Raw genomic sequence first — 26,344 nt, 5'->3', positions numbered from 1 at the left:
CACCAAATATGAAAGGGAAATCTGCGCCAATTATTTTCATTGACGCAGAAAAAGCTTATACAGTGAAGTCATCACCAAGGTAAACTTGACGCACGGTTTCATTGGCTAAGATTTCATCTGGAGAACCTTCAGCAATCACCGCACCCTCACTCACGATATAAGCACGTTCACAAATCGCCAAAGTCTCACGAACGTTATGATCCGTAATAAGAACGCCAATACCACGGTCTTTTAGAGTGCGAATAATATCTTTAATGTCGCCCACGGAAATTGGATCAACCCCAGCAAAAGGTTCATCGAGCAACATAAATTTTGGATCGGCTGCCAGTGCACGTGCAATTTCAGCACGACGACGCTCACCACCAGACACACTCATACCCAATGAATCTTTAATATGGCTAATTTTGAAATCGGCTAATAATTCATGCAGACGCTGTTTACGTTGTTCTTTATTTAGATCTTTGCGCGTTTCCAAAATCGACATAATATTTTCAGAAATAGTGAGTTTTCTAAAAATTGAGGCTTCTTGAGGTAAGTAACCAATGCCTTTACGTGCACGTTCATGCATGGCCAAATCAGACATATCTAGGTCATCAAGATGAATTTCACCTTTGTCCATACGCACCAGTCCAACCACCATATAGAAACTGGTGGTTTTCCCAGCACCATTAGGGCCCAGTAAACCTACGATTTGTCCGCTTTGCATGCTAAAAGATACATCTTTCACTACCCAACGCTTACTGTAGTTTTTCGCGAGATGCTTAATACATAGGGTTTGTGGCTGATTGAGAGTTTGCTCCATTAGTCACGCGCTCCTGGGAAGGATTGAGAACCTGAAGGTGGGATCACAATCTTAACACGACCACTCGACGAACCACTGCTGTTTGGTGTACCAATCGCTTCGATATCACCTTTGTTCATACTATAACGTAATGTATTACCGCGAATACTGGCACCATCTTGTTCTAGAAGTGCACTACCCGATAAGGTAATAATGCCTGTTTCTGCATTATAAATAATTTTTTGCGCCTGACCCTTGGCAATACCTTTATTGGTACTGACTTGCTGCTGGAAACGTGCAGGCTTACCATTGGCCGTAATGGTGCTAATTTGGCGGGTTTGATTTAAATTGGCAACAATTGAATCTGCTTGTAGTTTCATCGTACCCTGTTCAATGATGACATTGCCTGTGTACGTCGTAACACCCGTTTTTTCATTAAACGTTGCTCGATCTGCCACCAACGAAATCGCTTTACTACGGTCACTTGGCAATGCCAAAGCAAAAGTTGAAACAGCCACACCTAAACTCAGTGCAAGTGTTTGCTTGAGGAAAGTTTTCGAAATAGAAAATTTTGGATTATGGTTCATACTTCCCTCGAATATGGAAAAAGTCATATTGACCCGTATTTAAATTCGCTTTTAAGCCCTGACTAACAAATTCGGCTTGTGGTGTCGTAACAACCACTTGATGCTGAGATTCAAGTTCACGCGTCTGTGGAAACGCAGTCAGTTCTGCTGTCTCAAACTGCATCTGACCTTGATCCAACATTTTCTTTGCAACCACTTGGTTTGTCAGAACGACTTTTTCGTTGTCGTTGATGCCATTGGCTTGCTTGGCATAGAAAGTCGCATCCACTTTTCCATCTTTATACATCTCAGCATTTAAGTTCTCTAACTTAGAGGTCTTCTTTTGCATGTCCTGCTCAAGACGATCTACTTTTGCGCGGACGTATAAATTACCCTGCTCATCTGTTTGAGTCAGTTGGATCTGCTCAGCAGAATAGGTCATGCTTTGCGCACCATCGAACTCGAGCTTTTGCCCTTTTCCGCTGTAATAGTAATAACCACTACTGATAGCCGCAATGGCTACAGCAGTGATATATAAAACTTTAGTATCCATAAATGTTAACTAAACTCTCATGCATGCATACAGATTAATGCGGGACTGCGGTGTACTTTTCAAGTAAAGTTTCGTATACACCTTTGGCTTGTAAAATCATATCGCAGATTTCACGTACCGCGCCACGTCCACCCATCGCTTGAGTCACCAAATCGGCACGACGACGCACTTCTAAATGACCATTTGGCACGGTCACTTTCATGCCTGCAATGGCAAATGCAGATAGGTCAGGCCAGTCATCGCCCATGTATAAAGAGTCTTCTGGTGAAATACCAAATTTTGCACAAGCCTCGCACAGTGCAACACCTTTGTCTTCACGGCCTTGATAAACAAGGTCTACGCCCAAATCAGACATCCGTTTTTCTACGATCTGGCTTTTACGTCCTGTGATAATAATCACTTTCACACCAGCTTGCTGAACCAGTTTCATGCCTAAACCATCACGGATATCGAAAGATTTGATTTCGTCCCCCGAGTTGGTCAAAGTCACAAAACCATCACTTAAAATACCATCAACATCCAAAACTAGAGCTTCTACATAACGCGCTTGTTCTAACAAAATATAAGAAGCCATTTTTTAATTTACCCCAGCTTGAATCAGGTCATGCATACTCAAAACACCAATGACTTTATTGCTCTCATCAACAACGACAAATTGGTTGATTTTCTTTTCATTCATTCGCTCTAATGCTTCAACAGCACGTGCTTCCGGTGAAATCGTCAGCGGGCTCTTAATCATCACATCAGACACCGCCAAGTTCACATCAAAACCTTGCTGTTTATCAATCAAACGGCGTAAGTCACCATCGGTAAAAATCCCCAATAGATGATCATTGTCATCCACAATTGTGGTTAAACCTAGGCGTTTGTTAGAGATTTCGTACAGAACTTTGTTCATTGCTGTATCTGGAGACACTTTCGGTAGTTCGTCCCCAGTGTGCATTAAATGCTTCACATGTAATAACAAGCGTTTACCCAAAGCACCCGCAGGATGCGAGCGTGCAAAGTCATCTGAAGTAAACCCGCGTGCATCTAACAGTGCAACAGCCAATGCATCACCTAAAGCTAAAGTCGCCGTTGTACTCGATGTTGGTGCTAGACCTAATGGACAAGCTTCTTGGATATTACCCAATGTCAGTGCCACATCAGCATTTTGTGGCATCGGCCCACGCTCATCCCCACTGATGGTAATTAAAGGCACACCCAAATATTTGATCAAAGGCATCAGCATCATGATTTCATCACTCTTACCCGAGTTTGAAATCGCAATCAGCACATCACCTGCAACCAACATCCCTAAATCACCATGCCCCGCTTCACCAGGATGCATAAAGAATGATGGCGTACCTGTAGAGGCAAAGGTGGCAGCCATTTTTCGGCCAATATGCCCTGATTTACCCATGCCAGTAATGACTAAACGACCTTTACACTTTAAGATAATTTCACAAGCACGGCTAAAACGATCATCGATTTGCTTAGCAAGTACCGAGAGTGCCTGACGCTCTATCTCTAGTGTTTCTAAAGCAACTTTTTGGAAATCAATGGGATTTGACATATTTTCAGAATTCAACGTTGTTTTACCTGAACCGTGTGACGAAATGAAACGTCAGCACATAAAAAATAATTTTCGCAATTTTATCATATCTCTGTAGACAACTAGCGCGGAAATCTTTGGATTTTCACAACATATCTACAAATGTGTTTTGCTGATGATGGAAGACCTTTGTTTCAGATGCATATAGCTCGTTTCCTTTTTATTATTTCTTCTTTCGGTCACGTATGACTGCACAACCTTCACACTAAGAGGCTCTTATTTATTCCGTAACTTAAGTGAAATAAAAAGTAGCCATCACAAAACTAAACAATGTCGCTAATTCAATTATTTCAATACTGGCACCAATGGTATCTCCCGTCACACCACCAATACGCCGTATAAATTTATATCGCAAATACCACAGTACCAGATAAAACGTGGCAATCACCACAACACCAATCCATGCCCAATACAAAGCCACCAAAGGTATCAGCAGTAAAAGTGCCATTGCAATTGGTCGTGCTAAATGTTGGCTCAACTGGCTGCCGAGTCCTTTAGCACGCACATAGTCTGTGCTTAAAAAGAAAAATAGCGGCACGAGACGCCCTAAGACAGGAAATAAAATGAGTGTGCTATAACACTGCTGCTGCAATAACACATACAATGCCGACCACTTTAATATGCATACAATAACAAGACTGAGTACACCTATCGGCCCACAACTCGGATCTTTCATGATCTCAAGTGTGCGTGCTTTATCGCCAAAACCACCGACCCAAGCATCGGCAGTATCGGCTAAACCATCCAGATGCAAACCACCCGTCAACCAAATCCATAACACCAGAACCACACTGCTTAACAGCACAAGTGGAAAAGCATGCAATAACAGGGCGATCCCATACAGAATGCCGCCTATGAGCAAACCCACCACAGGATAAAATAACAGTGCTTGCGCATTTTGCTGAGGCGTTGGCATTGCGCTTAAGCGAACTGGAAACGTCGTTAAAAACTGTAATGCAATCCAAAACGGTGTCATTATACGTCCCCACTTTGAATAAACTGAAGTTGCCCTTGTTCGAATACAAAGCGGTTTAACTGTCCCAACTCTGCGGACATTTTTAAAAGATCGTTATCATGCTGTTTCAGCGCTTGGCATTTTAAGAGTTTAATCACTCCACCATGGGAAATAATCAATGCGCGTGTCCAGCCCCGCGCATACATTTGCTGGGTCAAGGTCTCTACAGACTCTAGAACACGACTTTTAAATGTCAATAAACTTTCTGCCTGAGGCGGGGTGAAGCTTAACGGTGTTTGCCAAAATTGAGCCAATTCATCTGGGTAGAGTTGATAGAGTCGCTCAGTCGACTGAGCCTCCCATTCCCCAAAATCTATTTCTTGCAAATTCTGTTCTATATACAAAGGGAGCTGTTTTTGCTCCGCCCACTGCTCTGCAAACAGACGACAGCGCTGTAATGGTGAGCTATAAATGACATCCCACGCCTGACCAGTCTGCTCAGACTGTGTGATGGTAGATCGCATTTGCGACCATCCTTTCGCAGTCAAAGCATCATCCGTTCTACCCCGTAAGGTATGGCTTAAGCTGGTTTCGCCGTGGCGTAGGAAGTCTAAATACAACATCCTTAAACTTTCTCACCAATCACGGCAGCTTCAGCAAATGTCGCCATTTCATTATGTAAGCGACACGCTAGCTTGATCAACCCCAGTGCGGCCCCTGCTCCACTGCCTTCACCTAAACGCAGATTCAGCTTCAATAAAGGCATCGCTTTAAGTTCTTCTAACAAACGTACATGACCATATTCAGCCGACTGATGCCCAAAAAGCATCCAAGCGCGAACGTCTGGATTTAAGCGTACTGCGAGCAATGCCGAAACGGTACTGATAAACCCATCTACCACCATTGGCAGCCCCAATTGCGCACAGCGAATATACGCAGCTGTCATGGCTGCAATTTCAAGTCCACCCACTGCACATAAGGCTTTAAATGGATCGTTTCCGACATATTGGGCATGGAGTGAAACTGCTTGATCAATCACCTGTTTTTTATGTATCAATTGATCAGTACGGATACCCGTTCCAACACCCGTGAGCTTTTCAGCGGGTTCAGCCAATAAAAAGCAAGCGACAGCTGAGGCTGAACAGGTATTTCCAATGCCCATCTCCCCCGCGACATAGATATCTGCCCCATAAGCGATGGCATCTTCCACACTTTTTTGCCCCAAAGCAAAAGCTGCTTCACATTCAGCTTCAGTCATGGCTTGGGTTTGAGCAAAGTTAGCCGTCCCCGCGCGGATGCAGTGGCGTTCAACCCCGACATATTCATAAGCTTCACCGACTGAACCACAGTCGATGACTTGTAACTTGGCTTGATATTCTTTGGCAATCACACTAATACACGCCCCGCCAGTTGCGAAGTTCTGCAACATTTGACGTGTCACCACTTGTGGGTAGGCAGAAATATTTTCTTCCATCACCCCATGATCACCTGCAAAAATTGTAATCCATGGGCGGTCAATCTTGGGTTTTACAGTGTTTTGCAAACTGGCTAAAGTCACTGCAACCGATTCAAGCTCCGACAACGAGCCTGTCGGTTTGGTCAACTGTGACTGGCGTGCTAGGGCTTGAGCCAATACAGACTCACTCGGACTTTGACATGCTTCTAACCACCAACTCACACTTGTTCTCCTTTTAAAATCATTGGAAATCCTGCTACGCAGAACACCACTTTTGTAGCAATTTGACCTAACTGCTGATGCAATCGTCCTGTTTCATCGACAAAGCGTCGGCTAATTTGTCCTATAGGAACCACACCTAGGCCTGTTTCATTACTCACTAAAATCAGCTCGGACTGTAAATTTCCGACAACATCTAACAACTTTTGGCATTCTTGAACTTGCAAATCTGGGTCAGTATGCATCAGTAAATTACTCATCCATAAAGTCAGACAATCGACCAAAATGGTTTGGTTTGGGCGGTCTAATTTGAGCAACTGCGCTGCAAGATAAATGGGTTCTTCACACAGCCCCCAATCTTCGGGTCGTTGTTGCTGATGGTGTTGAATACGCGCTTGCATCTCCCCATCCAAGGCTTGTGCAGTTGCCACATAAACCACAGGCTGCGCCAACTGTTGTGCAATCTGCTCCGCCAAGCGGCTTTTCCCCGAACGTGCACCACCTAAAATCAGCTGCATTGTGCATTCCCCAACTCAATCTGTGTATGTGAAAACAATGGCCCTTGTAGGACATGGGCCTGATAAAAACCAAACGTGAGCTTTGAGACGTTTAAGCTATAGCTAATATCTTCAATTTCAGCCATCCGTGCCAATACATGATCACTGCACACTGCTTCACGGTATAGACCTAATGTAATATGTGGACAATAACTTAATGCCGCGACTTCCTGCGATGTATGCAGCAATGTTTTTCTAATTTTATCCAACACGCCTGCGGTATCATCCATTTTTAAAAATAAGGCACTTTCAAAACTATTTAATTCACCCATCTGTAACTGAAAAGATTCTAGTTTTAAATTTTTAAGGCGTTCAATCTGCTGAGTCAGTTGCGCTCGACTAAAGTCATCCGACTGTGTCACCTGTTCCACCCAAAAACCAGCAACAAATAAAGTGATATGGAACTGCCGTTGGTTTGGTTGATAAAGTAGATCTGAAAACTGCTCACGAAGCTGTTTTAAATAGTTGATCAAAACGGGATCATCCACTTCAATATACCAAAGTGCATAGCGTTCTCGTCCCAAATGCCATTCAGGATAGTCTCGAGCTTCAGTCGGCACTACAGTGCTATGGGGTTGAAGAAACACTATTTTATTCACAAATGAAGATGAATGATTTAAGCATATTTTTGTCAAATTTATGGTCTGACACACCGAGATAATTTCACATTTAAATGAATTATTTTCAACACACTCAAATTACAGGCATAAAAAAACCCCAAGTTAAACTTGAGGCTTTTTAAATTTTGGAGCGGGAAACGAGACTCGAACTCGCGACCCCAACCTTGGCAAGGTTGTGCTCTACCAACTGAGCTATTCCCGCAATATGGATGTGCATTATAGAGAGTTTCATCAAACTGTCAACACTCTATAATGCAATTGCTGAATTAATCAGCACGACGCCAGATTGTCCCTTGGCGAGTGTCTTCCAAAACCACACCTTGATCTAACAAGGACTGACGAATTTGATCCGCTTTGGCAAATTCTTTGGCTTTTTTCGCATCTTGACGTTGTTGAATCAAATCTTCAATTTGCTCTTCAGACAAAGCCAAAGCCTCTTGCCCAATATCAGACTTCAGGAACTCTTCAACATTGTGCTGAACCAAACCTAGAGTATTGGTTAAATGACGCAAAGTTGCATAGTAAATCGCCGCTTGTTCCGCTTGTTGCTCTTTCACGGCACGGTTCAATTCTTTGTTCACTTCAAACAATACCGCAATGGCTTCAGCGGTATTGAAGTCATCACGCATGGCACTATTGAAACGTTCAAGCAATGTTTCATCTAAGGTATCGACTTGTGTATCGCCATAGGCTTGTTGATAAGCTTTAAATGAATGATAGAAGCGTGACAGCGCTGTTTTTGCTTCTTTTAAAGCAACATCAGAGAAGTTCACAGGGCTACGATAGTGTGATGACACAATGAAGTAGCGAATCACTTCAGGATGGAACTTATCCATCACATCCCGAATGGTAAAGAAATTGCCCAATGACTTCGACATTTTCTCGCCATCAACGTTGATGAAACCGACATGCATCCAGTAGTTAACATACTGCTCGCCGGTTGAAGCCTCAGACTGTGCAATTTCATTTTCATGGTGCGGGAACATCAAGTCTGAACCGCCGCCATGAATGTCAAAATGGTTCCCTAGGCAGCATGTCGACATCGCAGAACATTCAATATGCCAGCCCGGACGACCTTTGCCCCACGGCGAAGCCCATGCAGGTTCATTTTCTTTGGCATGTTTCCAAAGTACAAAGTCAAAGGGATGTTTTTTCTCAACTTCGACATCGACACGTTCAGATGCACCCGCCTGCATATCTTCCAGTTTACGTCCTGAAAGACGACCATATTTAGCGAATTTTTCCACTTGGAAATACACATCACCATTGGCAGATGGATAAGCTGTGCCCTTTTCAACCAGATTACCAATCATGCATTGCATTTGATCAATATAATCCGTTGCACGCGGTGCTTCGTCTGGATGTAGGCAGCCTAGATTTTCAGCATCTTCATTCATCGCTTGAATAAAGCGGTCTGTCAGTTGAGTAATCGACTCGCCATTTTCATTGGCACGTTTAATGATTTTGTCGTCAATGTCGGTAATGTTACGTACATATTTCACGCTCCAACCTTGGCTACGCAGGAAGCGAATAATATAGTCAAATGCAACCATCACGCGCGCATGTCCAATATGACAGTAGTCATAAACCGTCATACCGCAGACATACATATCAATATGTCCCTCAACACGAGGTACGAATTCTACTTTTTTGCGTTGCTCTGAGTTATATAGAACAAATGGTTGCATAGCGATTCAAAAGACTTCAAATATAAGAATGGATCATCTTAACCTAAGCATTATTTTTCATAAAGTTTTCAGAAGATTTTTCTTTCAATTATCTCGCCACTTTTCATTCATACGCAACTATTACTAAATTTCCTTTATTCAGATCTGAAAGGAATTATTGGTAAATATTGGCAGTGCATGATGCATTTGTTAGGGATGAACATGTGCATGCTCGCAATGCTCATGGCTATGAAGTTTTGGCGCTTCATGATCTGTTCGAATACAGCAACCCTCGACATACTGACTGGTACCGTCCATATAAAATTCCTCTTTCCATACAGGAACTTCATGTTTCACCCGCTCTACCGCTTCCTCACAGGCTTGAAAGGCTTCACGGCGGTGCGCAGCGTACGCCATCGCAATAATGGCTGTATCGCCAATATCTAAAGCACCTATGCGATGCACCACCCGAACGTAGGACACGCCATATTTTAATTGGATCTCTTGTTCGATTTGACGAATCATTTTTTCAGCGACAGGTGCATAAGCGGTATATTTTAATGCTTTTACAGCTTTGCCTTGATGATGATTCCGCACCGTACCAATGAATATGCCTATGCCGCCACACTCAGGAAAATGCTGGATGCCATCAAAGTCATTTTGGCTAAAAGTCACTGTTTGAATCCGTGGAAATTGTTTTAATTCCATATCAACCTCCTGCCACAGGGGACAACAACACCAAAGTACAATCTCGACTTAAAATGGTCTGCCTTGGAATAATGTCTTCACCGATTGCACAGGCACAGCGCTCCAATAACGTGTGGACAGCTGGGTATTGAGCAACGAGATCCTTTAAAACCACCGTAACCGATGAATCAGGCTCACATTGCAGCATTAAATTGGGGGATAACTGCCGTTCAATCGCACCAAAAGCTTCGATCTTCACTCTAATCACATTGTTTAATTCCTGAGTCATCCTAACCTCCAATCATATGCATACTGATTTTTCGTACGGGCTGATGCAATTGCTGTTTTTGAATAGCATGAAAGCCTTGCTCTTTATGCCAAACATAAGTTGAAAGTTTCCCCTCTAAAACAAAGGGTTCATACTGATTGATTTGGGCAAGTTGTTGAATGTCTGACTTTAAATTTAAGCCTTGCTTGGCAAAAAGACAATTATAAAACTCACCTTGCGCATTCAACCGCAGTCGATCACACTCCCCACAAAACGAGTTGCTAATGGTGGAGATAATCCCAATGTTCGCACCATCTACCTGATAACTACGTGCTGGATTGGCACCTTGTCCTTCAAGCACTTGCACCGTAAATTGCGAGCTGAGTTGCGACAAAATCTCTTGTTCAGTGACGACATCGGCTTGCGACCAATTTTGATCGCCATCTAAAGGCATAAACTCAATAAAACGCAGTTCTACCTTTTGCTGCTTTGCCCACTGCACCAAAGGGACAATTTGATCGTCATTGATGCCTTTCATCAGCACGGTATTGATTTTGATGTTAAAACCAACCTGTTGTGCGGCATGAATGCCTTCCAGCACTGTATGTAGTTGTTTTTTTGTGAGGTGTTGAAATTGCTCGGCATCTAGACTGTCTAGACTAATATTTAAATCATCTAACCCTACTTGCTTTAAAGCAACGGCATATTGTTTTAAATAATGACCATTGGTGGTCATGGAAATACGCTTCAGCCCCTGCTTTTTTAGGCTTTGTAGTTGTTCGATAAAATGCACCACACCTTGGCGCATCAACGGTTCACCCCCCGTGATACGAATTTGCTCAATGCCATGCTGCACCATCAATTTGCAAAAATGATAGAGTTCTTCAAAACTGAGCAAGTCGTGTTTTTTCATCCATTCGGGATGTTCGGGCATGCAATAGACGCATTTAAAATTACAACGATCCGTCACCGAGATTCGTAGTTTGCGCTTTTCACGTCCAAACTGATCTTGGAATACTTTAACTGCGGATACATGGGTCATGCTGTTCATCTGTCTTGCCTATGCGTCCTTTGAGCGGTGTGGGTGCAGTTCATATTTCACGCCCTATTTTCTGAAATATAATTTGCAATAAGTGTTCCAACTTTGTGCACTTTTTACATTTTGAGTATTTCCAGTTCAATGCCGTAATGCGTGATCACTGCTACATACGTTCAATATATAAATAAGATAATGCCTTCCCCTAAAACCATTTCAAATGATTGTTTTTATAAAAAATTTAATATCAATATGAATACTTATTTGGTTCTTTTATAGATTTTTATTTAAACAGTCAAATCAGCTTATGGCAACATCGTCTACTCTCGACACAAACCTCCTCTCTTCAATATCTGAGGTATTTATAAAAAATTGAGTTGCCGATGCTGTTGTAACTCATCCAACGAGTTAATGCTGTGAAAAAACAGTGCATGATTTTTAAATCGTGCCACTTGTGGGTGCAAATCTGCAAAACACTGCCTTAAGCTGCGCTGATTTTGTTCAAGGTGCTGAATCAATGTCGGTAGACTGCTCCGTTTTAACAAACAAAACGGATACAGTGCACGGTCATTGATTTCTACAATAACGACACCACAGTTCGGATCTTGTTGCATCGCCTGATGTAATCGTGAAAACACTTTTTTCGGAATAAAAGTCACATCACAGGGTACGAACAGTACATAGTCTGATTGCACATGTGCCCATGCACTTTTCATCCCCATCAAGGGTCCTTGAAAGCCTGTTGCCTCATCTTCAAAAAAGCCAATCGACGGAATCAACCGCTCATAAATGGAATGATCCCTATGGCTGTTGACCCATACCTTGGTTGCACGTGACTTTAACTGCTGATGAATTTTGATAAGTTGAATTTCATCATCAAATTTTTGCAAGAGTTTATTGATGCCATTCATACGGCGCGCCTGACCACCCGCCAAAATAACAACTTCAGTTTCTGGGTAACTCACGGGTTTGAATATTTTTCTTTTCATTCTACATCCTCCGTTTGACACGCTTTGATCAGACCTCGAATTTCAGGTAAGCAAGAACCGCAATTGCCTCCTGCCTTTAAGCATGCAGTGACTTGTTTTTCATGGGTGATATTTTTTTCTTTAATGACATCGATAATACGATTTTTCCCAACTTTAAAGCAGCTACAGACCAGTGGGCCATCACTATTAGTTATTGACATGGCTTGCCCTGCCAATAAAGCTTTCCTATGCATAGCACTTAAGCGTTCGCGCTTAAACAGACTTGCCACCCAGTCTCGATCTGGCAATAAGGCTTTGGGCGCAATATACAGACTTGCAATAAGGTGTCCATCTTGTAACACCACACTATGACTGATATGGGCAGTTTGATCTTCTACATTGAGCCATTCAAAACTTTCATCATCAAAAGGCAATAAAGCTTTGAGTTGTTCTGTCGTTTCCGTAAAACGTCGACGGTCTGCCAGCTCATAACGAATAGCTTTGGACGTTTTGATTTTGGTCCACCAAATGCTTTGTTCAATACTTTGTTGTACCAAATGTTCAAAGCCCGTTCTGACATAAAACACACCCTGCCATTGCGTATAAAACGGATGAATCATCACAGGGGTATGTTTGAACTCAGGTTCTCCCGAAATCGCATCCACCACAGGATTCACCACTTTACCAATCCGTGCATCTGATGCGAATTGATCACTCCAGTGAATCGGTGCAAAAATCTGTCCACGGCGGATATTGTCACTGACCGTGGCACGCAGTACGCAATTTCCCCAAGCCGATTTGATCTCGACCAACTCACCTTCTTTCAAACCATATTTCAAGGCATCATTTGGGTGAATTTCACAATAGGGTTCTGCTTTATGTGTACTTAAATTGGCTGATAAACCTGTACGTGTCATGGTATGCCATTGATCGCGGATGCGTCCTGTATTCAGCACCAATGGATACTCACTGCTAATTGGATTCACTGCACCAACTGCTGTTGTTGCAATAAACTTGGCTTTACCATCTGGATGACTAAACTGACCATCTTTAAATAATTGAGCAAAAGTGTTTGGTTTGGTTTTGCCATTTTTCAAAGGTACGAGCACAGGCCATTGCGTCGGTTCAAGCTCTTGGTAGTCATCAAATGAAAGATTCGTCAGACCTGCCAAATTGAAATAGCGGAATGTTTCAGTCGATGAACGTAAAGCAATTTCTGCATTTTGATAAGCTGAGAGCTGGGCATGTTCTTTGAAAATGTCATGACTACTTTCAAAGTCAAAACCCTGAAACCCTAATTTTTTCGCCACTTGTGAAACTGACCACCAATCCGCTTGTGCTTGTTCTGGAATGTCTAAAAAAGCACGCTGTCTGGAAATACGGCGTTCAGAATTGGTCACCGTGCCGTCTTTTTCACCCCAACCCAATGCAGGCAATAACACATCGGCATATTGCGTGGTATCTGTATCTAGACAAATGTCTGACACCACCACAAACTCACATTTCTCTAGTGCACGTTTCACCTGATCGGCATTGGGTAAACTCACCACAGGATTGGTCGCCATAATCCAAATGGCTTTAATTTTACCGCTTTCAACTGCTTCAAAAAGGTCGACAGCCTTTAAACCCACTTGCTTGGCAATCGTTGGACTGTGCCAAAACTGCTGAACCAATTGTTGATGTTGTGGATTATCCAAGTCCATATGCGCAGCCAGCATATTGGCAAGTCCACCCACTTCACGTCCGCCCATTGCATTCGGCTGGCCCGTCATGGAAAAAGGTGCAGCACCCAATTTTCCAATTTTGCCAGTCAGCAAATGACAATTGGTAATACTATTGGCTTTGTCTACCCCACGTGAAGACTGATTCACCCCCATTGAAAATAAGCTCATCACTTTTTCTGTTTGAGCAAATTTTTCAAAAAAGAGTGCTAATTTTTCAACAGAAATCCCCGTCCGTTCGCTTACACTCGCTATTGATGCTTCAGAAGCACTGCTTGCCAGCGCTTGTTCTAAGCCTTGAGTATGCTTTTCAATAAAATCGGTATCGGTATAATGATTGGTTGCTAAATACTGTAATAGACCATTGAACAGCGCGACATCTTGACCCGGTAAAATCGGTAAGTGTAAGTCAGCCGCCTCACAGGTGGCTGTAAAACGTGGGTCAATCACGACGACAAAAAGATCTCGCTCCTCTTTGGCTTTCATGATGCGTTGATACAGTACAGGATGACACCATGCGGTATTTGAACCCACCAAAACCACCATATCGGTATGCTCAAAATCACTATAACTGGCTGGGACTACATCTTCCCCAAAAGCGCGTTTATGCGCAGCAACGGCTGAAGACATACACAACCGTGAATTGGTGTCGATATTGGCCGTACCGAGGTAGCCTTTAACAAATTTATTGACCACATAATAGTCTTCAGTCAGCAGTTGACCTGAGACATAAAAAGCAATACTTTCAGGCCCATATTGATCGATATAATGTTGAAATTTGTTGGCGATTAAATCTGTTGCGGTATCCCATGAACTTACTTCACGTTGCGGTTTACGCCCCAACATGGGATGTAAGACGCGCGTTTCTAAACCTACCGTGTCGGCTAAATTACTGCCTTTAATGCACAACTTTCCGAAATTAGATGGATGCTGAGCATCGCCCACTACAGACACATTTTGCCCTAAAGCCGTTTCTTCAACAGTTGCTGTTACCCCACACCCCACCCCACAATATGGGCAGGTGGTTTGCGTGGTTGTAATCATTTTTTCTGTGGAGCTATGCAGTTCCATTACAGGGATACTATTCATTTCTGCTTCGCTCCTTTATCTATGGCAAATACTTAAAATCACCCCCTCCTTTTTAGAAGGGGTTAGTGGAAGGTTTTACCCTGCTTTTTTTAATGCAAAATCTTTACCAAATAACAGTTTATTTCGAATTGAGGAAATTGGGGTTTGATCCGAAATAAGTTCTGCATACCAAACACCATCTTCGGTATCACCAAACAATACCGCACCGACAACCTTATCCTTTTGAATAATAATGCGTTTATAAATCTGACGTTTTTCATCATTTAAAATGATGTCTTCAAAGTCATCCTTCGGTTCAAAATTACCCGCTGAGAACACATCACAGCCACTTACCTTTAACTGTGTTGGAACAGTTGGTGCTTTGAACGTTAAGCTGCCATGCTCTGCCAAATGTGAGGCACAAATGAACGCCTGCCCCCAAAGTGGCTCAACCAAGCCAAAAGTCTGGCTACGATGTTCAATACACTCTCCCACGGCGTAAATACTTGGGTCAAAAGTCTGCATGGTGTCATTCACCAACACACCACGGTTACAGCGCAGTCCTGCACTTTGTGCAAGTGCCATGTTCGGACGAATACCGACTGCAAAAACCACAAGATCCGCCTCTAGGACTGTACCGTCTTTCAAGCGAATTTGAGTGACATGACCATCTACACCTACCAATGCTTCAGTATTGGCCTCAGTGATAATGGAGATACCCTTTTGTTCAATACTATGGCGTAGCATTTGGCTGGCTTTACTGTCTAGTTGGCGCTCCATGATGCGATCCATCAGATGTAAAACTGTGACATTCATCCCGCGTTGTTTGAGGCCATATGCAGCTTCAAGTCCCAACAGTCCACCACCGATTACCACGGCATTTTTCTTGGTCTTGCAGTATTCCAGCATGGTGTTGATGTCATAGATATCTCGGAAACTAATGACACCTTTCAAATCCGCTCCAGCAATTGGAGGAATAAACGGTTTCGAACCTGTCGCCAGGATCAAACGATCATAATCGACCACTTCGCCTTTTTCGGTATAGACCTGCTTACGAGGACGGTCTATACGTACCGCAGGATCACCCGCAATGAAACGAATTCCTTTGTCGCTATACCATGCATGTGGATGCAACATGATGTCGTCAATGGTTTTATCTCCTGACAACACTGGCGATAACATAATACGGTTGTAGTTTCCCCAAGGCTCTTCACCAATCACCGTCACTTCATAACGGTCTGGTGCCATGTCGAGTAAATCTTCCAAACAACGCATGCCCGCTAAGCCATTGCCAACCAGCACCAGCTTCATTTTTTCCTGAGATGCACCTGTGTTGGTGATATAAGTTTTTTGTGGTGTCGGACTAATCCACACTCGGCCATTTTCAATTTTGCTTGGAAAAACCAATAGTTTTTGATCTTTATCTTCCAAACAGCGTCCTGTGGCTAAACTAAAATGCTGTTTATAAATCGGGGATGCCACCACACGCTCACCTTGCAAATCACCAATAATGCCGCGCGACATCACAAAAGCTTGGCTAAATGGGTCTTGGTTACTCAAGGCATATACCCGCTTTTCAGCACCGACACGAAAAATAGCAATTTGCTGATTTTCAATAAGTGCACCTACGCCTGTATTTGGTGTTAGATCATCTAGCGCACAGACATCAACCCAATCTAGCTCATTCATTTCTTTTAAAATTGTCATCATCTTGATCCTTTTAAACTTTTTCATTCATTTAGCCCCCTCTAGCTTTGCTTTTGAGAGAGTGCTGAAGAAAGAAGTTTGAATACCCTAATTTAAGCTTCAACCACTGGAATACGGCTACGATCTCGTTCAGCCGTAGTTTTAGGTCGAATCTGGCCACGAACTTCTGCAAACTGAATATGTGGATCTTGTTGTTGCTCAGCTTTGGCATTGATAAAGGTCACGAAGCGTTTACGTACTTCTGGGTCTTCGACAGCTGTACGCCATTCATCTTGATAAGTACCCACCACATGGCTCATACGACGTTCCAGTTCAGCAGCTAGACCTAAAGAATCATGCACAACCACATCTTTGAGATAATCTAAACCTCCTTCCATGTTGTCGCGCCATACCGAAGTTCGTTGTAAACGGTCTGCGGTTTGCACATAGAACATAAAGAATCGGTCGATATACTTAATTAAAGTTTGGGTATCTAGGTCTGAAGCCAATAACTCGGCATGGCGAGGCTTCATCCCGCCATTACCGCAGACATACAGATTCCAGCCTTTTTCAGTGGCAATCACACCGACATCTTTACTTTGTGCTTCGGCACATTCACGGGTACAGCCTGAAACAGCCATTTTTAATTTGTGCGGTGAGCGCAGTCCTTTGTAGCGGTTCTCTAGGAAAATAGCTAAACCCACCGAGTCATCCACACCGTAACGACACCATGTGCTGCCGACACAAGACTTCACTGTACGCAGCGATTTCCCATAAGCATGGCCTGACTCAAAGCCCGCCGCGATGAGCTTTTCCCAAATTTCAGGAAGTTGGTGAATTTGCGCGCCAAACATATCGACACGTTGCCCACCAGTGAGCTTGGTATATAAACCATATTCTTTAGCAATTTGCCCCACAGCAATTAAGCCGTCAGGCGTCACTTCACCACCTGCCATCCGTGGAACTACAGAATAAGAACCATCTTTTTGAATATTGCCTAGGTAGTAATCATTACTATCTTGTAGACCTGCATGGCTTGGTTTCAAAACAAAGTCATTCCAACACGATGCTAAAATATTGGCTGCTGTTGGCTTACAAATATCACAGCCCAAACCATGGCCATGTTGTTGAATCAGGTCATCAAATGTTTTGATTTCATTGACCCGTACCAAGTGATACAGCTCTTGACGTGAATAGGCAAAGTGCTCACAAATGTGGTTATTCACGGTCACGCCTTGGCGTTGTAATTCAGATTTTAAAACTTGTGTAACCAGCGCTGCACATCCGCCACAAGCCGTTGCAGCTTTGGTGCATTTTTTCAAAGCGCCTAATGAAGTTGAACCATCCGCAATCGCGCTACAAATATCAGATTTGGACACGTTATTACATGAACAAATGGTTGCACTGTCCGGTAGCAAATCTACACCACTGCCGCCCGATTTACTTGAGGCTTGTGCATAACCCGGCATGATTAAACTTTCAGGATTTTCTGGAAGCGCTAAACCATTCAGCATCATTTGTAGTAAGTCGTTGTACTCTTTTGCACAGCCCACTAAAACTGCGCCAAGTAACTTGGTCTTTTCGCCGTTCACCACGATTTTTTTATAAACTTGTGTATCTTCGTCAGCATAGAAATAACTGAGTGCATTCGGTGTCATCGCATGTGCATCACCGACCGAAGCAACATCAACGCCCATCAGTTTCAACTTGGTGCTCATGTCTGCACCCGCAAATTCAGCACAAGCTTGTTCAGTGACATGTTTTGCTGCAATACGTGCCATGTCATAGCCCGGTGCCACCAGACCATAAATTTTGTTTTGCCACAGTGCACATTCACCAATGGCATAAATATCTGGATTTGACGTTTGGCAATAATCATTAATCGTGATCCCGCCACGCTCTCCAAGCGTTAAACCGCTTTGACGTGCCAACTCATCACGTGGGCGAATACCCGCTGAGAACAAAATGATGTCTGTTTCAAGCTCAGAACCATCTCCAAATTTCATCACATGCTTAGTTGCAGTACCTTCCTCAATCGATGAAGTTGCTTTTTGGGTATGGACTTTTACGCCTAAGTTTTCAATTTTTGCACGTAGAACCTTTCCGCCCAAGTCATCAATTTGGACTGCCATGAGACGCGGTGCAAACTCAACCACATGGGTTTCCAAGTTCAAATCCCGTAGCGCCTTAGCGGCTTCTAGGCCCAGTAAACCGCCACCAATCACCACACCCGATTTCGCATTAAGACTTGCAGCACGAATCGCATCTAAGTCGTCAATGGTTCGGTAGACAAAGCAGTTTTCACGGTCATTGCCCGAAATAGGCGGAACAAAAGCGTATGAACCTGTTGCCAAGATTAATTTGTCAAAACTAAGAACATCACCATGATTCGTCGTCACCGTTTTATGACTTTGATCAATTGCAACCGCTTTGGTGTTTAAACGTAAATCTATGCCATAAGCATCAGCAAAATCTGCACGACAAAGGGTTAAATCCTTTACTGATTTACCACTGAAATATTCAGTCAAATGTACGCGGTCATAAGCCAAGCGCGGTTCTTCGGCCAAGATGGTAATTTCAACATCATCACCCACATGTTCGAGTACTGATTCGATAAATTTGTGGCCAACCATGCCATGACCAATCATGATGATTTTCATATTCTTTCTCCGCAATATTTCATTTGTTCTGCCTGAGCCTTGAGGCTTGGGTTTAATCTCTTTATTTAGTTTTGCGCTTCAGCAATGCTACGATCATGTACTGCTTGTTCGAATAAGCGCTGTTCCTTTTCTTTATGCTCAACAGAGAACCGAATCATCAGGACAAAACTTGCAGCGATGACCACCAAGCCACCTAAAATCATCAGTGTGGTTTGAATATCCAACATACCTTTGAGTAGGAAACCTGCTGCCACTGCACCAACGTTACCCCCTGCACCAATGATGCCTGCCACACCGCCTAAGGCATCACGATCAATAAAAGGTACCAAAGCATAAGTTGCACCACATGCCATGTGCGTGAACAATGCGAAGACTGTCATTGCGAGTATCGCAAAGATAGGGGTATTCATTTGAGAGAATAGGACGAGGAAAAGGCCTTCCAGCAAAATCATGCCAAACAACACTTTGGTACGACCATCAAGCCCTTTTTTGGTTGCGACTTTGTCTGACACAATGCCGCCCAGAGCACGAGCGAACAATGCCAGTAAACCGAAAATACCTGCCGCCATCCCTGCTTCTTTTAAACCAAAGCTAAAATGGTCGACGTAGTACATCGCGACAATGTTATGAATAAAGATTTCGATCCCGAAACACGCGGCATAGGCACCAAATAGAATCCAAACACGGTAGTTTTTCGCAGCATGCATCAGAATCGCTACACCACCTTTTTTATCTGAACCAACACTGACGCCCTCTGCACGAAGTTCTTTGAAGTTGCCTTGTGGACAATCTTGAGTAAATTTCCAGTACATCAAACCCACGATCAGCATCAGGACACCCGGAACAATCAGTGCAATTCTCCAGCCCATCGCTTGCTCTACACCAAACATCACCAAGGCACCGAGCATCAATGGCATAAGTACTTGTGTTGCACCACCGCCTGCATTCCCCCAACCTGCTGTCGCTGCATTTGCAGTCCCGACTACGTTTGGCGCAAACATTATGCTGGTGTGATACTGAGTAATGACAAAGCTCGCCCCAATCGCACCAATCAATAGACGGAAGAACAAGAAGGATTCATAGCTATTTGCAGACGCGACTCCAAAGACTGGAATGCTGCCGAGTACTAGAAGTGCGGTATAGGTTTTACGCGGGCCGTATTTATCACACAGCGGCCCCACAATAAGACGAACTAAAATGGTGATGGCTACGGCCGCAATATTAATATTGGCAATTTGATCTTTGGTTAAATGAAATTCACCCGCGATCACTGGCATCAGCGGAGCACAAGCGAACCAAGCAAAGAAGCAGACAAAAAAGGCGAGCCAACTCATGTGGAAGGCTCTCATTGCTGCGCCGTTAAAACTGAAAAGACTTATTTTTGTTGCTTTTTTAGCATGTAAATTTGAAGACATAACCTTCTCCAGACTGAACTGAGCGTATAGTTTTTCTACAGCACAAACTCTTGGGATGTAGAAGCGATCAGAACGGACGTCGTTGGCCGTCTTACAAATTTGATTTAGAGTCGTCTTTGACTCATTAAGGATAATGCAACGAGTGTGCCAATATTTATAATTAAATAACAACATATTGTTTTTTAAAAATTTATTTAAAAAACAATCTTATAATTCGATATAGTCAGCTCTTTTTATTTTTAAAGCACAACAGCTAATTTTTCCGACTTTTTAAAACCCTGCTACCTCTTGGTGCATTTTGCATTATCGATGAGCATCTGCTTTCTCAAATAAACGACATTGCTTTGTTCTAAGCACGACATCTAGAAGTTCTCCCTTAGATGTACAAATCGACTGTGAACATCAACACTTCAATTTACTGAATCCATATCCGTAAACTCTTTCATGAAAACTCCGATCACAACATATGCAACATGCATACTTTGTCTGTAATCGCGACCATAAAGATTGACTGCCTAATCCGAGATAAAGCTGGCATTTGTTAAGTTTGGCATTTAAATTGCTTGTACACTTTTAGATCTCATTTTCAGGTTTTCCTGAGCACTGTACAGTATGCCTAAACTGAAAATTGCATTGATTGATGACAATCAAGAACGCGCACAATATATTCGAAGTTCCCTCATCGAACATGATTTTGATGTGGTTGCCTGCCTGATTATCGATCACATCAATATTAGCCGTCTTGAACAATTAAGTGCTGACGTCATTTTGTTAGATATGGACCATCCGCAACGTGACATTATTGAAAGCTGTGTAAGTCAATTTAATCTACCCACTGTTTTATTTACTAAAAATAGCCATAAAGACACCATTAAAAGTGCCATAGATGCTGGGGTAACAGCTTATATTGTGGATGGGATCGATCCTTCAAAGTTAGAAAATATTTTAGAAATCTCGATCGAGCAGTTTCGTAAACACAAAAAGTTGCTCACAGACTTACAAGACACTAAAAATAAACTCGCCGATCGTAAAGATGTAGAGCGTGCGAAAGTCTTACTGATGCAATTACATGGACTATCTGAAGACGATGCCTTTCAATTGCTGCGTAAAAATGCCATGAGCCACCGTATGACCATCGGCGAAATGGCAAGACGTCTGTTGGATGCTCAACAGCTTTTACAATCTCAACTCAAGGACTAAGTCATGGCTCAACTCGAAAAGTCACAACTTCATCTGGGCTATATTCCACTTTTAGACTGTGTTGCTTTACTCTGGGCTAAACAACGCGGTTTTTTTGAGGAAGTAGGCTTAGACGTAAGCTTAGTGAAAGAAGCGTCTTGGGCAAGTTTAAGAGATCGTTTGGCTTTTGGTTTCCTAGACGCTGCACATTGTTTGTCTGCCATGTTGCCTGCTGCCGCACTCGCTCAAGATCAACTCGGCATTCCGCTACAAACCCCTCTTGTCTTAAGTTATAACAGTGCTTTTATCAGCTTAAGCCAAAAACTATGCTACGCGCTTGATATCAAAAAAACTGACGATGCAGCCACCACTGCACAGAAATTCTTTAGTGCCATGCAGCATGAACAGTATCTTCCGATTGCCCATGTGTTTAAGCAGTCTATTCATCATTATTGTTTACGTGAGTGGTTGGCATTGGCCAATCCTGAATTTGCCAAACGTGTACATCTCCGCACTTTACCGCCGCCCTATATGGTGGAAGCCATTTCAAATCAATTGATCGATGGTTTTTGTGTTGGGGAACCTTGGAACACACAAGCGGAAATTCAAGGCTATAGCCAAATCATTGCGACTGGCTCAGACATTATTCCTCGCGTCGCAGACAAAGTACTGGCTGTGACTCAAGAATGGGCTATATCCAATCCCAATACACTTGCAGCCCTCGCCCAAGCCATCCAAAAAGCACAAGTTGAACTTAAACAAATGCAGGATCTTGAACCTGTTTGGCAAGTCTTGGTCGATTACAACATCATTCGCTTTGCATGTTCAGCAAGTGTTCACGTCGAAAAATATCACCTGATTCAGAACATCATTCGTGGTTTTATTCCCGAACAAGCCCAGCCGCAAGTTTCGGATTTTGTTTGGCTCACACAGCAAATGCAAAAATGGGATGATATAAATTTAGATAGTGATGAAATTCGCGGTATTAGTGAAAATTGCGTCCTTCAAACAAATACTTGATTTTTAAATTACTTTGTACACGACAAAAATAGATAACTCATTGAAATAATGTCACAATAATTGTTTTCTAACGACGAATACTATGACACATCTCAATGAGTTATATCTTATCTTAAACAAATCTCTAAAATGGAACAAGTCACATTTAAAGTGCTTTGCGCTCATCATGCTTGTGATTATTTTAAAGCAAACATGTAATCTTTCTTCTGCATCTAAAGCCTTGCCCATCAAGTGCTTACCACAATCATTTTATCGACGTATGCAGCGCTTCTTTGCAGGTCAGTATTTTGATTATCGTCAAATTTCTCAGTTGATTTTCAATATGTTTTCATTCGACCAAGTGCAACTGACTTTAGATAGAACCAATTGGAAATGGGGAAAACGAAATATTAATATCCTGATGCTCGCAATCGTTTATCGTGGAATAGCGATACCTATCCTTTGGACATTGCTTAATAAACGTGGAAATTCAGATACGAAAGAGCGTATTGCTTTGATTCAACGCTTTATAGCCATTTTTGGTAAAGACCGTATTGTGAATGTGTTCGCAGACAGAGAGTTTATCGGTGAGCAGTGGTTTACATGGTTAATTGAACAAGACATCAACTTCTGCATTCGTGTTAAAAAAACTTCATTGTCACCAATCATTTAGGAAAGAATCATAAAATTAGTGATTTATTTCGCCATCTTAAAGTTGGTCAAATTGAATGTCGTAAACGACGGATTTTGGTTGGTCGGGTGAAACTATATATAAGTGCACTACAGTTAGAAAATGGAGAGCTTTTACTCGTCGTTTCTCCTCAGTTTAATGCCAATGCTATTCAGGATTATGCATTACGCTGGGAAATTGAAACCTTATTCAGTTGTCTCAAAGGACGCGGGTTTAATCTTGAAAATACGCGCTTGACAGACCCTAGACGAGTGAAAAAATTGATTGCGGTGTTAGCTATAAGCTTCTGTTGGTGTTACTTAACGGGTGAATGGCAACATGATCAAAAAAAAGCGATAAAAATAAAGAAGCATGGACGACTCTCAATGAGTTTATTTCGCTATGGTTTAGACTATGTTCAAATGGCGATTCAGCGTTTAATTGGTTTTGGGAAAAAAGAAGAGTTTAAGGAAATTTTGGCAATTTTAAGAAGGCAGAATCCTGATAGGATAAGGGTTCTGTGAAATTTGTCGTGTACAGAGTTTAAATTATTACTATATGTTACTTGATACGTAATTACGCACCATTTTAAAACATTTATTCTGAAAAATATTTTGAAGTAAATCTGCGATCTAACTTTACTGCCACTTTACTAGATATTTTTCTTTAGCTTCCACTTATCTGAGCACGCTATTTACTCATGCGAAAAGCACGCTAAGATCTTTTAAAATATGAAAACAATAGATAAATAATATTCATCACCACTTCTTTTTTAAACGTCAAACTAACCCAAGGACAGCGGGGTGTATTATGTTTACCGAGGAAAATCGACATGTTTCTTTATTACATGCGATTAACAAAATACTGATTAAAGACTGGGATCCGCTGCGGATCTATCGTAATCCTGCACTACAAGATGAATATGAGGAATACTTACCCAGTTTATTTCGGTTCATTTGTGAACAAGCCAGTGAAACTGAAATTTTTGAATATTTATGGTGGGTGGAAAATAAGGTTATGGAAGTTAAAGGGAATAAGACCCATACTTTAAAAATTGCACATTTGTTGAAAGATTTACAGGAAGACTAAGCCGAGTTTACGCCTGTAAATGCTCAATCAAATCGGTCACCATGTTGCTGTTGACGCAATACTCTTAAGTCTGCAAGCCCAGTATACATTTCTGCTGCAATCAGGTCTCGGAACTGCTGTAACTGTTCTAGGTTTTCAATATGCATCAAACTTTGTCTGGGCATAAACTTAAAATAAAAAGGCAAGCGTTTCGGAATCAAATGTTTCGGTAAAGATGGAATCACCTCCCCTTTACGTAGCAAGCGACTTAACTGCGGCACTTGTAGCAACTTTTGAAAATATTGGTGCTGAACCACTTTATTTGCATCAAAACCTATATCAAAGACTTCATCTCCACCCAAAGCGGCAAAGGGTACAATGTCATAGCCAAATTCTTGAGCGAGCTTTAAAAAGCCGTAGCGCTGTTTCCAAATCAGTTGGTACTGTTCACCCTCACGTTTTAGAACTTCGCGTCCGCCACCAGGAAAAACCAAAATGGAATAGCCTTGTTGCATGGCTTCACGCACATAGGCTGGAATACCATCAACCGCACCAAATTTTTTCACCACACTGCGCCACAGTGGCAAATAAAAGTGGCTATGATCAGCAATACTGACCACAGCCACTTGATGCTCATTGTAGAGATAATCAATCAACATAGGTGAATCAAGCACACCATACATAGAATGATTTCCTACATACATTGCAGGTTGTGATGCATCTAAATGTTCAGCACCGATAAATGTCGGTGTGAAATAGACCTTGGATAAAGCACTCAGGCGTTTAATCCATTTTGCATCATGCTCAACCTGCAACATACGGGCTTATGCGACGTGTTTTTTCACAAGCACAGCACCAACAGAGTAACCCGCGCCAAATGAACACAAAACACCGTATTCACCATCATTGACTTGGTCTGCTGTGCGGTGCAACGCAATAATGACACCTGCTGAAGAGGTATTTGCAAACTCATCTAAAATGATCGGCACTAAATCAGGCTGAGCATTTTCTTTGCCTACGACCAGTTTCAGAATCAGTTCATTCATGCTGGCATTGGCTTGGTGTAACCAAAAACGCTTCACATCAGTCGGTGCAATATTGTTTTTCTCAAGTTGAGCTGTAATCATTTTGGCAACCAGTGGACAAACCTCTTTGAACACTTTACGACCGTCTTGAGCGAAACGATTATTTTCAATGTCTGCATCGACTTCACTTAAGTTTAGGAAACCAAAGTTATTGCGGATGTTATTTGAAAACTGTGTGAATAAGTTAATGTCTTCAATTTCAAAACCAGTTTTGCTGTCGGTTTCTTCAATGATTGAAGCCGTTGCAACATCACCAAAGATAAAGTGGCAATCACGTGAACGGTAGTCGGTATGACCAGAGGTGATTTCTACATTCACCAATAATACACGGCGTCCGCCCGCTTTGATCGCATCATAGGCTTGTTTAATGCCAAAGGTTGCGGCCGAACATGCCACATTCATGTCGTAGGCATAGCCTTGAATACCCAATGCTGTTTGGATTTCAATTGCAACAGCTGGATAAGCACGCTGTAAATTAGAGCACGATAAAATTACCACATCGATATCTTCTGCAGTTACGCCTGCATTTTCCATCGCTTGTTTTGCAGCGATCACGCCCCATTCGGCTTGAATCGAGAGTTCATCATTTGAACGCTCATGTAACAATGGACGTAAACGCTTCGGATCTAAGATCCCTGTTTTCTCAACCACATAACGACGTTTTACACCAGATGCTTTTTCAATAAACTCTGCGCTTGACCCACGACGGGCTTCCAACTCGCCCGAAGCAATTTTGTCAGCATTGTCTAGGTTATACTGTTCCACATAAGCATTTAAACTTTCAACTAACTCTTCATTGGTAATGATGTCTTCAGGATGATAAAGACCCGTACCTGTAATGCGGATGCCCATGTAAAACTCCTTCT

The 26,344-nt window shown here is 42.5% G+C and carries 25 protein-coding genes and 1 tRNA gene; 4 read left to right on the top strand and 22 right to left on the bottom strand.

Annotation, left to right across the window (positions count from 1 at the left end; all coding sequences use genetic code 11):
- Nucleotides 1-55: 55 nt before the first annotated feature.
- The 20 genes from lptB to AC4CUZ_RS10190 form a co-directional block, all read right to left on the bottom strand.
- Complete coding sequence (gene lptB / locus AC4CUZ_RS10285) at nucleotides 56-802, bottom strand: LPS export ABC transporter ATP-binding protein (protein ID WP_004696348.1); 747 nt, start codon at nucleotides 800-802, stop codon at nucleotides 56-58.
- Nucleotides 802-1,368 (bottom strand): lipopolysaccharide transport periplasmic protein LptA, encoded by a 567-nt coding sequence (gene lptA, locus AC4CUZ_RS10280; protein ID WP_490747563.1) that lies wholly within the window; start codon nucleotides 1,366-1,368, stop codon nucleotides 802-804. Before lptA ends, lptB begins: the two co-directional genes overlap by 1 nt.
- Nucleotides 1,358-1,900 (bottom strand): LPS export ABC transporter periplasmic protein LptC, encoded by a 543-nt coding sequence (lptC, locus tag AC4CUZ_RS10275; RefSeq protein WP_419380809.1) that lies wholly within the window; start codon nucleotides 1,898-1,900, stop codon nucleotides 1,358-1,360. The genes lptA and lptC overlap by 11 nt, the downstream gene beginning before the upstream one ends.
- 34 nt (nucleotides 1,901-1,934) lie before the next feature.
- Entirely contained in the window at nucleotides 1,935-2,474 is a 540-nt protein-coding gene (locus tag AC4CUZ_RS10270; RefSeq protein WP_419380808.1) for a KdsC family phosphatase, read from the bottom strand.
- Between the two features lie 3 nt (nucleotides 2,475-2,477).
- Nucleotides 2,478-3,455 carry a KpsF/GutQ family sugar-phosphate isomerase gene (locus AC4CUZ_RS10265; RefSeq protein ID WP_004982125.1) on the bottom strand — a complete coding sequence of 326 codons (978 nt, stop codon included), beginning with the start codon at nucleotides 3,453-3,455 and terminating at the stop codon, nucleotides 2,478-2,480.
- A 271-nt stretch (nucleotides 3,456-3,726) separates the two neighbouring features.
- A complete protein-coding gene (locus AC4CUZ_RS10260; protein ID WP_419380807.1) occupies nucleotides 3,727-4,470 on the bottom strand; it encodes an adenosylcobinamide-GDP ribazoletransferase in 744 nt (247 codons plus the stop codon).
- On the bottom strand, nucleotides 4,470-5,072 hold the full coding sequence (locus AC4CUZ_RS10255) for a histidine phosphatase family protein (protein ID WP_419380806.1): 603 nt from the start codon (nucleotides 5,070-5,072) through the stop codon (nucleotides 4,470-4,472). The genes AC4CUZ_RS10260 and AC4CUZ_RS10255 overlap by 1 nt, the downstream gene beginning before the upstream one ends.
- Before the next feature lie 2 nt (nucleotides 5,073-5,074).
- Nucleotides 5,075-6,127, bottom strand: a complete 1,053-nt coding sequence (gene cobT / locus AC4CUZ_RS10250) for a nicotinate-nucleotide--dimethylbenzimidazole phosphoribosyltransferase (RefSeq protein ID WP_490747562.1) — start codon at nucleotides 6,125-6,127, stop codon at nucleotides 5,075-5,077.
- Nucleotides 6,124-6,642, bottom strand: a complete 519-nt coding sequence (gene cobU, locus AC4CUZ_RS10245; RefSeq protein WP_419380804.1) for a bifunctional adenosylcobinamide kinase/adenosylcobinamide-phosphate guanylyltransferase — start codon at nucleotides 6,640-6,642, stop codon at nucleotides 6,124-6,126. The genes cobT and cobU overlap by 4 nt, the downstream gene beginning before the upstream one ends.
- Entirely contained in the window at nucleotides 6,633-7,280 is a 648-nt protein-coding gene (locus tag AC4CUZ_RS10240; protein ID WP_279690343.1) for a 2'-5' RNA ligase family protein, read from the bottom strand. Before AC4CUZ_RS10240 ends, cobU begins: the two co-directional genes overlap by 10 nt.
- A gap of 147 nt (nucleotides 7,281-7,427) precedes the next feature.
- Nucleotides 7,428-7,503, bottom strand: a tRNA-Gly gene (locus tag AC4CUZ_RS10235).
- 64 nt (nucleotides 7,504-7,567) lie between these two features.
- Nucleotides 7,568-8,989: a cysteine--tRNA ligase gene (gene cysS / locus AC4CUZ_RS10230; RefSeq protein WP_419271601.1), complete on the bottom strand. Its 1,422-nt coding sequence runs from the start codon at nucleotides 8,987-8,989 to the stop codon at nucleotides 7,568-7,570.
- 189 nt (nucleotides 8,990-9,178) lie between these two features.
- The gene (locus AC4CUZ_RS10225) at nucleotides 9,179-9,676 is read right to left on the bottom strand and encodes a molybdenum cofactor biosynthesis protein MoaE (protein WP_419380803.1); all 498 of its coding nucleotides are present in this window, start codon (nucleotides 9,674-9,676) and stop codon (nucleotides 9,179-9,181) included.
- Nucleotide 9,677: 1 nt separating this feature from the next.
- Nucleotides 9,678-9,944, bottom strand: a complete 267-nt coding sequence (locus AC4CUZ_RS10220; protein WP_078425903.1) for a MoaD/ThiS family protein — start codon at nucleotides 9,942-9,944, stop codon at nucleotides 9,678-9,680.
- Between the two features lies 1 nt (nucleotide 9,945).
- Nucleotides 9,946-10,974: a GTP 3',8-cyclase MoaA gene (gene moaA / locus AC4CUZ_RS10215; protein ID WP_419380802.1), complete on the bottom strand. Its 1,029-nt coding sequence runs from the start codon at nucleotides 10,972-10,974 to the stop codon at nucleotides 9,946-9,948.
- A gap of 347 nt (nucleotides 10,975-11,321) precedes the next feature.
- Entirely contained in the window at nucleotides 11,322-11,948 is a 627-nt protein-coding gene (gene mobA / locus AC4CUZ_RS10210; protein ID WP_125273474.1) for a molybdenum cofactor guanylyltransferase, read from the bottom strand.
- Nucleotides 11,945-14,737, bottom strand: coding sequence for a molybdopterin-dependent oxidoreductase (locus AC4CUZ_RS10205; protein ID WP_490747561.1), 2,793 nt, complete (start codon nucleotides 14,735-14,737; stop codon nucleotides 11,945-11,947). The genes mobA and AC4CUZ_RS10205 overlap by 4 nt, the downstream gene beginning before the upstream one ends.
- 75 nt (nucleotides 14,738-14,812) lie before the next feature.
- Complete coding sequence (gene nirD / locus AC4CUZ_RS10200) at nucleotides 14,813-16,423, bottom strand: nitrite reductase small subunit NirD (RefSeq protein ID WP_490748064.1); 1,611 nt, start codon at nucleotides 16,421-16,423, stop codon at nucleotides 14,813-14,815.
- A gap of 92 nt (nucleotides 16,424-16,515) precedes the next feature.
- Complete coding sequence (gene nirB / locus AC4CUZ_RS10195) at nucleotides 16,516-19,062, bottom strand: nitrite reductase large subunit NirB (RefSeq protein ID WP_490747560.1); 2,547 nt, start codon at nucleotides 19,060-19,062, stop codon at nucleotides 16,516-16,518.
- Nucleotides 19,063-19,127: 65 nt separating this feature from the next.
- On the bottom strand, nucleotides 19,128-20,477 hold the full coding sequence (locus AC4CUZ_RS10190) for an MFS transporter (protein ID WP_058869915.1): 1,350 nt from the start codon (nucleotides 20,475-20,477) through the stop codon (nucleotides 19,128-19,130).
- A gap of 612 nt (nucleotides 20,478-21,089) precedes the next feature.
- Between AC4CUZ_RS10190 and AC4CUZ_RS10185 the strand changes: the two genes are divergently transcribed.
- The 4 genes from AC4CUZ_RS10185 (at nucleotide 21,090) to AC4CUZ_RS10170 (ending at nucleotide 24,414) form a co-directional block, all read left to right on the top strand.
- Nucleotides 21,090-21,677 (top strand): ANTAR domain-containing response regulator, encoded by a 588-nt coding sequence (locus AC4CUZ_RS10185; RefSeq protein ID WP_004696311.1) that lies wholly within the window; start codon nucleotides 21,090-21,092, stop codon nucleotides 21,675-21,677.
- A gap of 3 nt (nucleotides 21,678-21,680) precedes the next feature.
- Nucleotides 21,681-22,676: an ABC transporter substrate-binding protein gene (locus AC4CUZ_RS10180; protein ID WP_490747559.1), complete on the top strand. Its 996-nt coding sequence runs from the start codon at nucleotides 21,681-21,683 to the stop codon at nucleotides 22,674-22,676.
- Between the two features lie 82 nt (nucleotides 22,677-22,758).
- Nucleotides 22,759-23,849, top strand: a protein-coding gene (locus tag AC4CUZ_RS10175) for an IS4-like element ISAba1 family transposase (RefSeq protein WP_085947913.1) whose coding sequence is annotated in 2 segments (ribosomal slippage) — nucleotides 22,759-23,299 and nucleotides 23,299-23,849 — 1,092 coding nt in all. Because the reading frame shifts where the segments join, the coding sequence is not laid out codon by codon here.
- A gap of 286 nt (nucleotides 23,850-24,135) precedes the next feature.
- Nucleotides 24,136-24,414, top strand: coding sequence for a hypothetical protein (locus tag AC4CUZ_RS10170; RefSeq protein WP_004696307.1), 279 nt, complete (start codon nucleotides 24,136-24,138; stop codon nucleotides 24,412-24,414).
- A 23-nt stretch (nucleotides 24,415-24,437) separates the two neighbouring features.
- Here AC4CUZ_RS10170 and AC4CUZ_RS10165 read toward each other — a convergent pair whose 3' ends face one another.
- Together AC4CUZ_RS10165 and AC4CUZ_RS10160 are read right to left on the bottom strand one after the other, a co-directional pair.
- Complete coding sequence (locus AC4CUZ_RS10165; RefSeq protein ID WP_490747558.1) at nucleotides 24,438-25,211, bottom strand: 1-acyl-sn-glycerol-3-phosphate acyltransferase; 774 nt, start codon at nucleotides 25,209-25,211, stop codon at nucleotides 24,438-24,440.
- 6 nt (nucleotides 25,212-25,217) lie between these two features.
- Nucleotides 25,218-26,330 (bottom strand): beta-ketoacyl-ACP synthase III, encoded by a 1,113-nt coding sequence (locus AC4CUZ_RS10160; protein WP_004696303.1) that lies wholly within the window; start codon nucleotides 26,328-26,330, stop codon nucleotides 25,218-25,220.
- Between the last annotated feature and the right edge of the window lie 14 nt (nucleotides 26,331-26,344).

This window comes from Acinetobacter sp. 789_lipA (genome assembly GCF_058242845.1).
The sequence above is the reverse complement of the archived record's forward strand: the minus strand, read 5'-3'. Positions and strand labels throughout refer to the sequence as shown.